The organism is Nocardia sp. NPDC004573, assembly GCF_053602135.1.
The window spans coordinates 105771-120208 of the sequence record NZ_JBSGDA010000012.1 but is presented as its reverse complement, the minus strand read 5'-3'; the positions used below and the strand labels follow the sequence as shown (position 1 = coordinate 120208).

The window sequence follows — 14438 nt, the reverse complement described above, 5'->3', positions numbered from 1 at the left end:
CCCGAGGTGGGCGGATCGGCGGGCTCTAGAATCGCGGGGTGACCAGCGCAGCCCCTGACAACACGCGTAATCGTGCCGATGCCCTCCCCAAGAGCTGGACTCCCGGCGAGGTGGAGGCCGAGATGTACGAGCGCTGGGTAGCCGCGGGCTATTTCACCGCCGATCCGGGCAGCGGCAAGCCGGCCTATTCGATCGTGCTGCCGCCGCCCAACGTCACCGGCACGCTGCACATGGGCCACGCGCTCGACCACACCTTGATGGACACGCTCTCGCGCCGCAAGCGCATGCAGGGCTACGAGGTGCTCTGGCTGCCCGGCATGGACCACGCGGGTATCGCCACCCAGACCGTGGTGGAGAAGCAGCTGGCGGTGGACGGCAAGACGAAGGAAGACTTCGGCCGCGAACTGTTCGTGCAGAAGGTGTGGGACTGGAAGCGGGAATCCGGCGGCGCCATCCAATGGCAGATGCGCGCGCTCGGCGACGGTGTCGACTGGAGCCGGGACCGCTTCACCATGGACGAGGGTCTGTCGCGCGCCGTGCAGACCATGTTCAAGCGACTCTACGACGCGGGCCTGATCTACCGCGCCGAGCGGCTGGTGAACTGGTCGCCGGAGCTGCGCACCGCGATCTCCGACATCGAGGTGAAGTACGAGGACGTGGAAGGCGAGCTGGTCTCGCTGCGCTACGGCTCGCTCGCCGACGACGAACCGCACGTCGTGGTCGCCACCACCCGGGTGGAGACCATGCTCGGCGACACGGCCGTGGCGGTGCATCCGGAGGACCCGCGTTACCGGGCCTTGATCGGCACCACTCTGGAGCATCCGATCACCGGGCGGCAGATCCCGATCATCGCCGACGACTACGTCGATCCCGAATTCGGCTCGGGCGCGGTGAAGATCACTCCGGCCCACGACCCCAACGACTTCGAGATGGGTCTGCGGCACGGGCTGCCGATGCCGACCATCATGGACGAGCGTGGCCGGATCACCGGCACCGGAACCGAATTCGACGGCATGGACCGTTTCGAGGCGCGCGTCAAGGTGCGCGAGCGGCTCGCGCGCGAGGGCAGGGTGGTCGCCGAGAAGCGTCCCTACCTGCACAGTGTCGGGCACTCCGAGCGCACCGGCGAGCCGATCGAGCCGCGGCTGTCCATGCAGTGGTGGGTGAAGGTCGAGTCGCTGGCCGAGGCCGCCGGTGACGCCGTCCGCAACGGCGACACCGTGATCCACCCCAAGAGCCAGGAGCCGCGCTGGTTCGGCTGGGTCGACGACATGCACGACTGGTGCATCTCGCGCCAGCTGTGGTGGGGCCACCGCATCCCGATCTGGTACGGACCCGAGGGTGAAGTGGTGTGCGTCGGGCCCGACGAGCAGGCGCCCGAAGGCTGGGTGCAGGACCCGGATGTGCTGGACACCTGGTTCTCCTCCGGCCTGTGGCCGTTCTCCACGATGGGCTGGCCGCACGCCACCGCCGAACTCGAGAAGTTCTATCCCACCAGCGTGCTCGTCACCGGCTACGACATCCTGTTCTTCTGGGTGGCGCGGATGATGATGTTCGGCACCTACGTCGCCGAGGACGCCGCGCTGACCGCAGGCAAGGGCGGCGAGCGCCAGGTGCCGTTCAAGGACGTCTTCCTGCACGGCCTGATCCGTGACCAGTTCGGCAAGAAGATGTCCAAGTCGCGCGGCAACGGCATCGACCCGCTGGATTGGATCAACGCCTTCGGCTCCGACGCCACCCGGTTCACCCTCGCGCGCGGCGCGCAGCCGGGCGGCGACCTCTCGGTCGGCGAGCCGCACGTGCTCGCCGCACGCAGCTTCGTGACCAAGCTGTTCAACGCGACCAAATTCGCGCTGATGAACGGCGCGCGGGTGGGCGACCTGCCCGACCGCGCGCAGCTCACCGACGCCGACCGATGGATCCTGGACCGGCTGGACGCGGTGCGCGCCGAAGCCGACGCCGCGTTCGACGCCTACGAGTTCGGCAAGGCCTGCGAGGCCCTCTACCACTTCGCCTGGGACGAGCTGTGCGACTGGTACCTGGAACTGGCCAAGGTGCAGTTCGCCGCCGACGGCGCGCGCGCCGAGGCGACCCAGCTCGTGCTCGGCTCCGTGCTCGACGCCGTGCTGCGCCTGCTGCATCCGGTCATCCCGTTCGTCACCGAGACGTTGTGGCAGGCGCTGACCGGCGGCGAGTCGGTGGTGGTCGCGCCGTGGCCGCAGGCATCCGGTGTGCCCGCGGATCAGGAAGGCGCGCAACGTATCTCCGATACGCAGCGGTTGATCACGGAGATCCGGCGGTTCCGCAGCGACCAAGGCCTGGCGGACAAGCAGAAGGTCGCGGCCAAGCTGATCGGCCTGGACGCGGCCGGCCTCGGCGAGCAGGCGGCGTCGGTGGCGAACCTGGCGCGGCTCACCGAGCCCGGGCCCGAGTTCGCCGCCACCGCGTCGGTGGAGGTCCGCCTGAGCGCCGGAACGGTCACCGTGGAGCTGGACACCTCGGGCGCGGTCGACCTGGACGCGGAACGCCGCAGGCTGGAGAAGGACCTCGCCGCCGCGCAGAAGGAGCTCCAGGGCACCGCCGCCAAGCTCGGCAACGAGGCGTTCCTGGCCAAGGCGCCCGAGCACGTGGTCGACAAGATCCGGGGCAGGCAGCAGATCGCCTCCGACGAGGTGGCGCGGATCGGGGCGCGACTGGCGGAGTTGAGCGGCAAGTGAACCACGAGCCGGAACCGCAATACGGCGACGACGAGAGCCGTGGCGGCGGTGCGCGGCTCGGCTCCGGTCCCTCTCCGGTGGAGCTGGCCGAGATGGCGCTGGTCGAGGCGGAACTCGACCGGCGCTGGCCGGAGACCAAGATCGAGCCCTCGCTCACCCGGATCGCCACGCTGATGGATCTGCTGGGCTCACCACAGCACAGCTACCCGGCGATCCACATCGCGGGCACCAACGGCAAGACCTCGGTGACCAGGATGATCGACGCCCTGCTCACCGCGCTGCATCGGCGCACCGGCCGGATCACCAGTCCGCATCTGCAACTGGCCACCGAGCGGATCAGTATCGACAACGCGCCGATCACGCCCGCGCGGTACGTGGAGATCTACCGCGAGCTGCTGCCGTACGTCGAAATGATCGACAAGCAGTCGGCGGCCGCGGGCGGTCCCGCGATGAGCAAGTTCGAGGTGCTCACCGGCATGGCGTTCGCCGCCTTCGCCGAGGCGCCGGTCGACGTGGCCGTCGTCGAGACGGGATTGGGCGGCACCTGGGACGCCACGAACGTCGTGGACGGCCAGGTCGCGGTGATCACGCCGATCGGCTTGGATCACACCGAATACCTCGGCCCGGATCTCGCCTCGATCGCGGGCGAGAAGGCCGGGATCATCAAACGCGCCCCGGAGGGCCTGGTCCCGCGCGACAACGTAGCGGTGATCGCGCAGCAGGAACCGGAGGCGATGGAGGTGCTGCTGCGCCGCGCCGTCGAGATGGACGCCGCGGTCGCGCGCGAGGGCTCGGAGTTCCGCGTGCTCGCCCGGCAGATCGCGGTGGGCGGGCAGCAACTCGAGTTGCAGGGCCTCGGCGGGGTGTACGACGAGATCTTCCTGCCGTTGCACGGCGAGCACCAAGCGCGCAACGCGGTGCTCGCGCTCGCGGCGGTGGAGGCGTTCTTCGGCGCGGGCGCGCAGCGCAAGCTCGACGTGGACGCCGTGCGCGCCGGTTTCGCGAGCGTCACCAGCCCCGGACGGCTGGAGCGGATGCGCAGCGCGCCCACCATCTTCATCGACGCCGCGCACAACCCGGCCGGTGCGCAGGCGCTGGCCGCGACGCTGACCGACGAGTTCGACTTCCGCAAACTGGTGGGAGTGGTCGCGGTGCTCGGTGACAAGGACGCCGACGGCATCCTCACCGCGCTGGAGCCGGTGCTGGACGAGATCGTCGTCACCAGCAACGGTTCGCCCCGCGCGCTGGACGTGGAGACGCTCGCCGACCTCGCCGTCCAGCGGTTCGGTGACGAGCGCGTGGTCTCCGCCGCCACCCTTCCCGACGCGCTGGAGACCGCGATCGCGATCGCCGAAGAGGTGGGCGAAGCGGGCGAGATGGTCTCCGGCGCCGGCGTGATCGTGACGGGGTCGGTGGTCACGGCGGGCGCGGCCCGCGCGCTGTTCGGAAAGGACCCGGCGTGAGCGCCGGATGCGCGGACGGCGGCCTATCCGGCCACGGCGGGCCCGTGGCCGGCGAGAACCACCGCAGGAACGCCGGACGCTTCGTGAGCCCGGTGGACGCCGAGGAGGGCGCAGCATGAGCGAACCGGCCGACCGAGACGAGCAGGCGGTGCCCGCCCCCGCGACCGACCCGTGGAAGGGCTTCCGCGGGGTGATGGCGGGGACGCTGGTGCTCGAGGCGATCGTGGTGCTGCTGGCCCTGCCGGTGGTGGCGGATGTCGGGGGCGGGGTGACCTGGTTGTCGGGCACCTATCTCGTGGTTCTCGCGGTGGTGATGTTCCTCGGGGCCGGGGTGCAGCGGCGGTCCTGGGCATTGCCGTTCAATCTCGCCCTGCAAGTGCTCGTCCTGCTCGGCGCGTTCATCCATCTGTCCATCGGTGTGATCGGTGTGGTGTTCGGCGTGGTCTGGGGCTTCATCCTGGTGCTGCGCGCAGATGTGCGCGGCCGGATGGAGAAGGGCCTGCTGCCCAGCCAGCGCATCCAGCGGTCGTAGCCGCAAGGCGGCAGGCGAGGACGCTGCCGGTGTGTTGCCGAGGGGGCGGCGGCGCCGCGCCGCCGATCAGCCGGACCGCTGCTGCGCTGCCCGAAAGTGTGCCGGATAGGCTGTTCGCCGTGACTGAGCAGACGTTGGTACTCATCAAGCCGGACGGTGTGGCCCGTGGCCTTGTCGGCGAGGTGCTGGCACGAATCGAGCGCAAGGGCCTGAAGATCGTCGCCCTCGAACTGAAGCACGTGTCGGAGGAACTGGCCGAGGGCCACTACGCCGAGCACGCCGAGAAGCCGTTCTTCGGGTCCCTGATCGAGTTCATCACCTCGGGCCCGGTCGTCGCGGCCATCCTGGAGGGCCCCCGCGCCATCGCCGCGTTCCGCCAGATCGCCGGCGGCACCGATCCGGTGGAGAAGGCCGTGCCGGGCAGCATTCGCGGAGACTTCGCTCTGGAGACCCAGGAGAACCTGGTCCACGGCTCGGATTCGCCCGAATCGGCCAAGCGGGAGATCGCGCTCTGGTTCCCCGAGCGGCCCGCCTGACCACGTCTCGATCGTCGTGCCCGCGCCGCCGCGACACCGGTGTTCGCGCCGCGGGCCGGGCCGAGTCGAGCGCCGATGGCGAACGCCCGGCGCGGGGTGTGGGATACTGGCATCGGCTGCTTTCGATGCCGACTGTTCGTGCAGGTGCGCGAACGAGACGTGACGAGCGCAGCCGGATGACACCACGGCTCGATGCCGATCATCGCTGCCATGGACAAAAGGCCTGGTCACCGGGTCGGCTGTCCGTGTAGGCACGCTGGATGAGCGCTCGAACCGCGGAGTTCAGCCATACAGCCAGGCGCCGCGTGACCAGTTAGCCCGAACGACGAACAACCGAGGAGATAACCGGGCACGCGGGGCGAGACCACTTGATCTCGTGCCCACCGGGTGCGAGTCGAACGGACAGCGCCCCCGCGTCGGCCGCGTCACTCCCGCCGGGAGGGACGCGCCCGGGGGCCCGAGGAGACTTCGTGGCCGATCAAGAGCCGCTGGATACAACATCACAGGATGCCGAACAATTGCCGGAGCGAATCCGAGTTCACGCACTCGCCAAGCTGCTGGGGGTAACCAGCAAGCGCGTCCTGGCCAAGCTGACCGAGATGGGGGCGGACGCGCGTAGCGCGCAGTCGAACGTCGACCGGGCCGTCGCGGAGTCGGTGCGCGACGCGTTGGTGACGGTCGAGGCCGACGCCGCCGAACAGCCCGTCGTGGAGCAGGCCGAGCGCCCCGCACCGGCGCAGGCCGCCGAGCCCGCGGCCGCTCCGGCCGAACCGCAGCGCGAAGCCAAGGCCGACGCTTCCTTCACCGGTGCGGGCGTCATCTTCTCCGCGCCGGACGTGTCGAGCCCCTCGCAGCCGTCCACCGGCGCGACGGGGCACCACACGCAGCTGTTCACGCACTTGGAGCGACCAGAGGCCGAGCCGGGGGCCCCGGCGGTGTTCGAGTCCGCCGCCGTCGTGCAGGCGCCGCTGTTCCTTCCGCCGGACGCCGCGGCCGCCGAGCAGGCGCGCAGACAGCGGCGCGCCGAGCGAGAAGCCCGGCACACCGAGCAGCAGGCGCCCGAGCCCGACGAGGACGAGACCGAGGTCACCGAGGACGAGCGCGAGTCCGCCGACCAGCAGGGCGACGCCGACGGCCAGCCCCGGCGCAGGCGCCGTGGCCGCCGGGGGCGTGGCCGTGGCCGGGGTGAGCAGCAGTCCGAGGGCGAGGACGCCGACGACGAGACCGAGACCGAGACCGACACCGAGACCGTGGACGAGCCGGCCACCGCGGCTACCGAGCCCGCGGAGGCGGAGTCCGTGGAGACCGGCGAGGGCGAGGACGAGGACGGCGTGCCGGAAGGCTCGAGCCGTCGCCGCCGTCGCCGTCGCCGTCGCAAGGTGGCCGGTGACTCCGGCGAGAACGAGGCCGCCGACGACGATCCGCCGAACACGGTCGTGCACGAGCGCGAGCCGCGCAACAAGGCCCGCAGCCGCGCCGCGTCCGACGAGGTCCAGGGCATCACCGGCTCCACCAGGCTGGAAGCCAAGCGGCAGCGCCGTCGCGACGGACGCGAGGCAGGCCGCCGCCGTCCGCCGATCCTCACCGAGTCGGAGTTCCTGGCCCGGCGAGAGGCCGTGGACCGCGTGATGGTCGTGCGCGAGAAGTCCTTCCCGGACCACCCCACCGCGACGCAGGTGGCCGTGCTCGAGGACAGCGTGCTGGTCGAGCACTTCGTGACCAGCACCGGCTCCGCGTCCATGGTGGGCAACGTCTACCTGGGCAAGGTGCAGAACGTGCTGCCCAGCATGGAAGCGGCGTTCGTCGACATCGGCCGCGGCCGCAACGGCGTGCTCTACGCCGGTGAGGTCAACTGGGAGGCCGCCGGTCTGGGCGGCAGAGAGCGCAAGATCGAGCAGGCGCTCAAGCCCGGCGACCAGGTGCTGGTCCAGGTGAGCAAGGACCCGGTCGGCCACAAGGGCGCGCGGTTGACCACGCAGATCAGCCTGGCCGGTCGGTTCCTGGTGTACGTGCCAGGCGGCACCTCCACCGGCATCAGCCGCAAGCTGCCCGACACCGAGCGCAAGCGGCTGAAGGAGATCCTGCGCGACATCGTGCCCGCCGACGCCGGTGTGATCATCCGCACCGCTTCCGAAGGCGTCAGCGAGACCGAGCTGGCCCGCGACGTGGAGCGGCTGCAGGCCACCTGGCGCACGATCCAGGAGCAGACCGGCAAGGACAACAACGCGCCCAAGACGCTCTACGAAGAGCCGGACCTGCTGGTCAAGGTCATCCGCGACCTGTTCAACGAGGACTTCTCCAAGCTGGTCATCGAGGGTGACCGGGCCTGGAGCACGGTCGAGAAGTACATCGGCACCGTCGCGCCGGACCTGCTCGCCCGGGTCGACCGGCACGAGAACAACGGCGTCGACGTGTTCGAGACATACCGGATCGACGAGCAACTGGCCAAGGCGCTGGATCGCAAGGTGTGGCTGCCCTCGGGCGGCACCCTGGTGATCGACCGCACCGAGGCCATGACGGTGATCGACGTGAACACCGGCAAGTTCACCGGTTCCGGCGGCAGCAATCTGGAAGAGACGGTCACCAGGAACAACCTGGAGGCGGCCGAGGAGATCGTGCGCCAGATGCGGCTGCGCGACATCGGCGGCATGATCGTCGTCGACTTCATCGACATGGTGCTCGAGTCCAATCGCGATCTGGTGCTGCGCCGCCTGACCGAGGCGCTGGGCCGGGACCGCACCCGCCACCAGGTCTCCGAGGTCACCTCGCTGGGGCTGGTCCAGATGACCCGCAAGAAGCTCGGCACCGGCTTGGTCGAGGCGTTCTCCACCACCTGCGAGCACTGCCACGGCCGCGGCATCCTCGTGCACACCTACCCGGTGGAGCCCGGTTCCGGCGAAGAGACCGCAGGGCGCACCCGCGAGAGCGGTTCGCGCAGGCGGCGGGGCCGGGACAAAGGTGCGCCCGCGCCCGCCCAGCCGGCGAACGGATCCGGTCCCGCGCCCGAGCACCCCGAGGAAGAGGCGGCGGTCAAGCGGGCGCATCCGGTGGCGCTGGCGATGGCGGCGCACCAGTCCGAGGAGCCCGAAGCCGAGGACGCCGTCGAGCCGCAGGTCGCGGCCGCCGACGAATCCGCCGTGGAGCGGGTGGTCGCGGAGACCGTCGAAGCCGCGGTGGCGGTGCCCGCCGAGGAGCCGGAGACCGAGCCCGCCGAAGTGGTCGAGGTCATCGAGGAAGTCGAGCCGGTGCCGGCGGAGGAGCCTGTCTTCGTCGCGGATTCCGCTCCGGCCGCCGAGCCTGTCGCCGAACCCGTCTCGGCTGCCGAGCCCGTTCCGGCATCGGAGAACGGCGCGGCCGCCAACGGTGTCGCCGAATCCGCGGCCCGTCCGGCTCGTCGCCGAAGGGTTGCCCGTTCGGCCGCCGCGCCCGCGGCGGACAGTTCGGGAGCGGTGTTCGTGCTGCCCACCGGCGATCAGGCGCCCGCCCCCTCGGTCGACTTCTCCCAGCCGGAACCGGTCGAATTGCCGCAGCGCAACCGGCCGCGCAGGCGGTCGGTCGGCCGCCCCGCCGGTGCGCCCGAAGCGTCGAACTGAGTTCTGCGCGCCCGTTCCGTGGCCCCTGCCGGTCGTTCCGGTGGGGGCCATGTGCGTCCCGGCAGCGAACCGGTGGCATCACCGCGGCGTGGGCGTGGACGCCGGTTTGGTCGTCGCGGTGGCCGTCCTGTAATCTTGGACAGTCGCTGCCCGGTGACAACATGTTTTGTCTCCGTGGCCCGGTTCTCGACAGTTCGATACCGAGAGCCACCAGATGCCGAGGCGGTGGCGATTAACCAGACCAGTCGTGTGGCGGTTTCCGGTGGTTTCAGACCGGAGGAGTCGCCGCGTGAGCAAGTGCCGAGCACTATAGGAAGAAGGGCAGCCGACCGATGGCAACGTACGCGATCGTCAAGACCGGCGGAAAGCAGTACAAGGTCGCGGTCGGTGACCTGGTGAAGGTCGAGAAGATCGAGGGTGCGCCGGGCACCGCCGTGGCGCTGGATCCCGTTCTCGTCGTCGATGGCGCGGAGCTGACCACCGATGCCGACAAGCTGGCCAAGGTCTCCGTGGCCGCCGAGGTGGTCGAGCAGACCAAGGGCCCGAAGATCCGCATCCACAAGTTCAAGAACAAGACCGGCTACCACAAGCGCCAGGGTCACCGTCAGCCGCTGACGGTCCTCAAGGTCACCGGCATCAAGTAAGACATCCCGAGGAGAACCAGCTATGGCACACAAGAAGGGCGCGTCCAGCTCCCGGAACGGACGTGATTCCAACGCCCAGCGACTCGGCGTCAAGCGCTTCGGCGGCCAGTCGGTCAAGGCGGGCGAGATCCTGGTGCGTCAGCGCGGCACCCACTTCCACCCCGGCGTGAACGTCGGCCGTGGCGGTGACGACACCCTGTTCGCCCTGGCGGCGGGCGCGGTGGAGTTCGGCACCAAGCGTGGACGCAAGACCGTCAACATCGTGGTCCCGGAGCCGGTTCAGGCCTGACCGCCGAACCACTTCCGGATTTACAGCGAGCGGGTCAGGGTCTCGGAACCCTGGCCCGTTTTTCGTGTTCTCGAACGACCGGCGCCCAGTACGACCAGTCCCGAAGGAGGATGATTCGGCGTATGTCCAAGTTCATCGACCGCGTCGTACTGCATGTGCGTGCGGGTAAAGGCGGCCACGGTTGCGCCTCGGTGCACCGCGAGAAGTTCAAGCCGCTCGGCGGGCCGGACGGCGGCAACGGCGGCAACGGCGGAGACGTGATCCTCGAGGTCGACTCCAATGTGCACACCCTGCTCGACTTCCACTTCCACCCGCACGCGAAGGCGGGCAACGGCAAACCGGGCGAGGGCGGTAACCGGGACGGCAAGCAGGGCGGCGACCTGGTGCTGAAGGTGCCCGACGGCACCGTTGTGCTCGACGACGACGGCAAAGTGGTCGTCGACCTGGTCGGTACCGGCAACCGTTTCATCGTCGCGCGTGGCGGCCGGGGCGGGCTCGGCAATGCCGCGCTGGCGTCGAAGGCCCGCAAGGCGCCGGGATTCGCGCTGCTCGGCGAGGACGGCGAAGAACTGGACCTGGTTCTGGAACTGAAGTCGGTAGCCGACGTCGGGCTCGTCGGCTTCCCTTCGGCGGGCAAGTCCTCACTGGTCTCGGTGCTGTCGGCGGCCAAGCCGAAGATCGCCGACTACCCGTTCACCACGCTGGTGCCCAATCTCGGCGTCGTCGCCAGCGGCGACACCACCTTCACGGTCGCCGATGTGCCCGGGCTGATTCCCGGTGCCAGTGAGGGCCGCGGACTGGGTCTGGACTTCCTGCGGCACCTCGAGCGCTGCGCGGTGCTCGCCCACGTGGTGGACTGCGCGACGTTGGAACCGGGCCGCGACCCCGTCTCCGACGTCGATGCGCTCGAGGCCGAGCTCGCCGCCTATCAGCCCGCGCTGAGCGCGGACGCCGGGCTCGGCGATCTGGCCGACCGGCCCCGGGTGGTGATCTTGAACAAGATCGACGTGCCCGACGCGGCCGAACTGGCCGAGATGGTGACTCCGGAGTTCACCGAGCGCGGCTGGCCGGTGTTCGAGATCTCGGCGGTGAGCCGGGCGGGTCTGCGTCCGCTGACCTTCGCTCTCGCCGACCTGGTGCGCCGGTACCGCGAGGAGCACCCGCGGGCCGCGCCGAAGCGCCCGGTCATCCGCCCGATCGCGGTGGACGAGACCGGATTCAGCGTCATCGCCGACCCGGAGGAGCCGGGCGGCTTCATCGTGCGCGGTACCCGGCCGGAGCGCTGGGTGCGGCAAACCCAATTCGACAACGACGAAGCCGTCGGCTATCTGGCCGATCGTCTGGCCCGCCTGGGCGTGGAAGACGAGCTGGTGCGGCAGGGCGCGGAACCGGGCGCACCGGTGACCATCGGCGACGTGACGTTCGACTGGGAGCCGCAGATCTCGGCGGGCATCGACATGGTGCCCACCGGGCGCGGCACCGACATCCGGCTGGAGCAGACCGACCGGGTCAGCGCGGCCGAGCGCAAGCACGCGTCCCGGGTGCGACGCGGGCTGGTACGGGAAGACGAGGAGTAGACGGGGCGTTCGTCCCGGTTACTGTGGATTCGATTGTGCTGCAGGGAGTTCGGTGGCGATGCAGGTGAGGTCTATCAGCGCCGAGGCGGATTCCTCCGGCCTGAGCGAGGCGCGGCTGGCGATCGCGGCAGCGCGCCGGGTCGTGGTGAAGATCGGTTCGTCGGCGCTGACCAGTCTGAAGGGCGGTCTGGACACCGCTCGGCTGGATCGGCTCGCGGACGCGGTGGAGACGCGGATGCGCGCCGGATCCGACGTGGTGGTCGTGTCCTCCGGTGCGATCGGCGCCGGTATCGCGCCACTCGGCTTGACCAGCCGTCCGCGTGACCTCGCCACCAAGCAGGCCGCCGCGAGCGTCGGGCAGCTCGCCCTCGCGCACGCGTGGGGCACGTCGTTCGCCCGCTACCACCGCACGGTCGGGCAGGTGCTGCTGAGCGCCGATGACTTCGCGCGCCGCGAGCACCACCGCAATGCGCAACGCACTCTCGACCGTCTGCGCTCGCTCGGTGCGGTGGCCGTGGTGAACGAGAACGACACGGTCGCGACGGAGGAGATCCGCTTCGGCGACAACGACCGGCTCGCCGCGCTGGTCGCCCACCTGGTCGGCGCCGACGCGCTCGTGCTGCTGTCGGACGTGGCCGGCCTCTACGACGGCGACCCGCGCAAAGGAGCGGCCACGCTGATCCCCGAAGTGCGCAGCAGCGCCGACCTGGACGGCGTGATCGCCGGCAGTGGCGGTGCGCTCGGCACCGGCGGCATGGCGTCCAAGCTGTCGGCGGCGCGGCTGGCCGCGGACGCCGGCGTGCCGGTCCTGCTCGCCGCCGCCTCGTCGGCCGCCACCGCACTGACCACCGGCACCGTGGGCACCGCGTTCGCCGCGCGCCCGGTGCGGTTGTCCGCCCGCAAGTTCTGGGTCCGGCACGCCGCCGACAGCCGGGGCGCGCTGCTCATCGACGACGGCGCCGTCCAAGCGGTGGCGCATCGGCGCCGGTCGCTGCTCGCGGCCGGAATCGTGGGCGTCCGCGGCCGCTTCTACGGCGGCGACGTGGTCGACCTGGTCGCGCCCGACAGCCGCGTGGTCGCGCGCGGCGTCGTCGAATACGACAGCACCGAACTGGCGGGCATGCTCGGCCGTTCCACCGCCGAACTCCCCGACACCATGCAACGGCCCGTCATCCACGCCGACGACCTGGTGAAGGTCTGAGCGCACTTGGTGCTGAACCCGCGGCCGGGCACCGGCGCACACCGGCTGTCGAGCTTTCTCTGTCCAGTTCGCCACTGATCGTGAAGTGTTGGGGGCCGGATTCGGCTCCGGCCCCGCAACGCGATGACCGTGTCCCCGCGAGCTGTCAGGACGGCACGACGCCGGGTTGATTGGTCGTCGGAATCTGCTGCTGGCTGCCATCCACCGGCCCGGTGACTCCGGGTTGGCCGTTCGGGTCGGGCATCGGTACCGCGGGGCCGGGCGCAGGAGACGGTGCGGGCTGCGGGCTCGGCGGGGGCGGACTCGGCGGTTGCGTCGGTTCCGGGACGCGCGGCGCGGGCGGTGCGGATGGGCTCGGCGGTGGCGCCGGGGCAGGGGGTACCGGCGGCGGGGGCGGTGCGGACGAACTCGGCGGTTGCGTCGGCTCCGGGACCTGCGGTGCGGGCGGTGCGGATGGGCTCGGCGCCGGGGCAGGGGGTACCGGCGACGGGCTCGGCGGCGGGGGCGGTGCGGACGAACTCGGCGGTTGCGTCGGTTCCGGGGCTTGCGGCGCCGAAGGCGTACTCGGCGGTGTGGTGGGCGGCGGCGCGGGCGTGGACGGTGCCTGCTGGGTCGGCGGAGCCGGCTCAGGTGACGGCGTCGTCGGCGTGGGCTGCGGCGCCTGAGCGGACGGAGCCTGCTGCGGTGGCGGAGCCTGCTGGGCGGGCGGCTCCGAAGGGGTTCGCTGCGGATCCGGTTTCGGCTGGACCTGCGGCGCCGGATTGTGGGACGGCGCCGACGATTCCGGTGCGGGAGGCGCGGGTTGCGTTGTGTCCGGCGACCATTGGCCGTTCGGCGGCGTCTGCTCCGGCGCCGAGTATCGCGGCGTGCCGGGGGAGACCGAGGGCGGAGCGGCCGGTGCGGCGACCGCGGGTGGTTCGGGCAGCGCGGGCACGGCGCTACCCGCGGCGGAGTAGGCGGGCTTGTAGACCATGTTCATCGCGAGCACGGCCTCCTGGCGCAGCGCTTCTTGCGCCATCTGCGCGTCGATGACGTGCGCCGCCTCCAGCAGTTGCGCGATCGCGCCCACCGGTCCGGAAGCACCCGGCGGCACCACCGCGAGTTTGACCGCCTCGGCGGCCGCGGCGACACCACCGAGCCGGGCGCCCACTTGGCCCAGCACCGCGGCCAGTTCGTCGGCCGACGCCGCGAAACTGCGTGCGCAAGCCTGAGCGGCGTCGGCGGCGGCGCCTTTCCATTCGGCCGTGTCCATCACACGGTCCACCCCGGCGTGGGTGAGCGGGAACGACGTGGTGAGCGCCCCTGCCGCCTCGAGCCAGATCGTCGAGGCGCGCAGCACCTGCGCGGCGTCGATCTGCTGCGCTTTCGCGTAGATCTCCTCGTGCCGCAGGGACTCGAAATGCTCCATCGAGCTGATGTAAGTGGGATCCGTGCCGGTCATCGGGGCAACCTCGTCCGGACCGCGCGCAGGGCGGCGGCGCCCGCGGCGTCGGCCTCTTCGAACAGTCCTCCGCTGATCAGGAACGCTTCCTTCATGCGGTAGGCCGCTTCGATGTAGTGGTCGAGCAGCGCCGCCGCGTCCCGCGCTTTGTGGCCGAATCCGGCCTGTAACTGCTGCGCGGAGATGAATCCGCCGAATCCGCCGAGTTCCGCCGCGGATTCGAGGCTCTGCTGTAGGTGGAGCAGCCGATCGGCCTGCCGGTCGTACATTTCGGCGCACTGCCGAGCCGCCGCCGGGTCGAACTGCACGGTTCCGGCCTGCGCGGCCTGCTTGAATCGGGCGATATCGGCTCGGCTGGTCTCGATCGTCATCGCTCACCCCTGAGATCGGTCGGTCCGCCCCAGACTAACCGGAAGCCCGGTGCCGGGGCAGCAATAGGCTGCGG

The 14438-nt window shown here is 70.7% G+C and carries 11 protein-coding genes; 9 read left to right on the top strand and 2 right to left on the bottom strand.

The window, feature by feature from the left end:
- The first annotated feature begins 38 nt into the window (after positions 1-38).
- The 9 genes from ACWEKR_RS20290 (at position 39) to proB (ending at position 12552) form a co-directional block, all read left to right on the top strand.
- Positions 39-2717 (top strand): valine--tRNA ligase, encoded by a 2679-nt coding sequence (locus tag ACWEKR_RS20290; RefSeq protein WP_452355787.1) that lies wholly within the window; start codon positions 39-41, stop codon positions 2715-2717.
- A 77-nt stretch (positions 2718-2794) separates the two neighbouring features.
- Positions 2795-4180, top strand: a complete 1386-nt coding sequence (gene folC / locus ACWEKR_RS20285; protein WP_452355840.1) for a bifunctional tetrahydrofolate synthase/dihydrofolate synthase — start codon at positions 2795-2797, stop codon at positions 4178-4180.
- Between the two features lie 115 nt (positions 4181-4295).
- Positions 4296-4712 carry a DUF4233 domain-containing protein gene (locus tag ACWEKR_RS20280; protein WP_452355786.1) on the top strand — a complete coding sequence of 139 codons (417 nt, stop codon included), beginning with the start codon at positions 4296-4298 and terminating at the stop codon, positions 4710-4712.
- Positions 4713-4831: 119 nt separating this feature from the next.
- The gene (gene ndk, locus ACWEKR_RS20275) at positions 4832-5248 is read left to right on the top strand and encodes a nucleoside-diphosphate kinase (RefSeq protein ID WP_043688631.1); all 417 of its coding nucleotides are present in this window, start codon (positions 4832-4834) and stop codon (positions 5246-5248) included.
- Positions 5249-5718: 470 nt separating this feature from the next.
- A complete protein-coding gene (locus tag ACWEKR_RS20270; protein WP_452355785.1) occupies positions 5719-8841 on the top strand; it encodes a translation initiation factor IF-2 N-terminal domain-containing protein in 3123 nt (1040 codons plus the stop codon).
- Between the two features lie 332 nt (positions 8842-9173).
- On the top strand, positions 9174-9485 hold the full coding sequence (gene rplU / locus ACWEKR_RS20265) for a 50S ribosomal protein L21 (protein WP_039796660.1): 312 nt from the start codon (positions 9174-9176) through the stop codon (positions 9483-9485).
- Positions 9486-9507: 22 nt separating this feature from the next.
- Positions 9508-9774, top strand: coding sequence for a 50S ribosomal protein L27 (rpmA, locus tag ACWEKR_RS20260; RefSeq protein ID WP_040775807.1), 267 nt, complete (start codon positions 9508-9510; stop codon positions 9772-9774).
- Between the two features lie 122 nt (positions 9775-9896).
- Entirely contained in the window at positions 9897-11351 is a 1455-nt protein-coding gene (obgE, locus tag ACWEKR_RS20255) for a GTPase ObgE (RefSeq protein WP_195087140.1), read from the top strand.
- A gap of 58 nt (positions 11352-11409) precedes the next feature.
- Positions 11410-12552: a glutamate 5-kinase gene (proB, locus tag ACWEKR_RS20250; protein ID WP_452355784.1), complete on the top strand. Its 1143-nt coding sequence runs from the start codon at positions 11410-11412 to the stop codon at positions 12550-12552.
- Positions 12553-12697: 145 nt separating this feature from the next.
- Here proB and ACWEKR_RS20245 read toward each other — a convergent pair whose 3' ends face one another.
- Together ACWEKR_RS20245 and ACWEKR_RS20240 are read right to left on the bottom strand one after the other, a co-directional pair.
- Entirely contained in the window at positions 12698-13993 is a 1296-nt protein-coding gene (locus ACWEKR_RS20245) for a hypothetical protein (protein WP_452355783.1), read from the bottom strand.
- Entirely contained in the window at positions 13990-14364 is a 375-nt protein-coding gene (locus ACWEKR_RS20240) for a hypothetical protein (RefSeq protein WP_195087136.1), read from the bottom strand. The genes ACWEKR_RS20245 and ACWEKR_RS20240 overlap by 4 nt, the downstream gene beginning before the upstream one ends.
- Positions 14365-14438 lie beyond the last annotated feature (74 nt).

Coding starts and splice junctions, on each gene's coding strand:
- ACWEKR_RS20240 (WP_195087136.1), bottom strand. CDS start 14,364: ATGACGATCGAGACCAGCCGAGCCGATATCGCCCGATTCAAGCAGGCC.
- obgE (WP_195087140.1), top strand. CDS start 9,897: ATGTCCAAGTTCATCGACCGCGTCGTACTGCATGTGCGTGCGGGTAAA.
- ACWEKR_RS20245 (WP_452355783.1), bottom strand. CDS start 13,993: ATGACCGGCACGGATCCCACTTACATCAGCTCGATGGAGCATTTCGAG.
- rpmA (WP_040775807.1), top strand. CDS start 9,508: ATGGCACACAAGAAGGGCGCGTCCAGCTCCCGGAACGGACGTGATTCC.
- rplU (WP_039796660.1), top strand. CDS start 9,174: ATGGCAACGTACGCGATCGTCAAGACCGGCGGAAAGCAGTACAAGGTC.
- proB (WP_452355784.1), top strand. CDS start 11,410: ATGCAGGTGAGGTCTATCAGCGCCGAGGCGGATTCCTCCGGCCTGAGC.
- ACWEKR_RS20280 (WP_452355786.1), top strand. CDS start 4,296: ATGAGCGAACCGGCCGACCGAGACGAGCAGGCGGTGCCCGCCCCCGCG.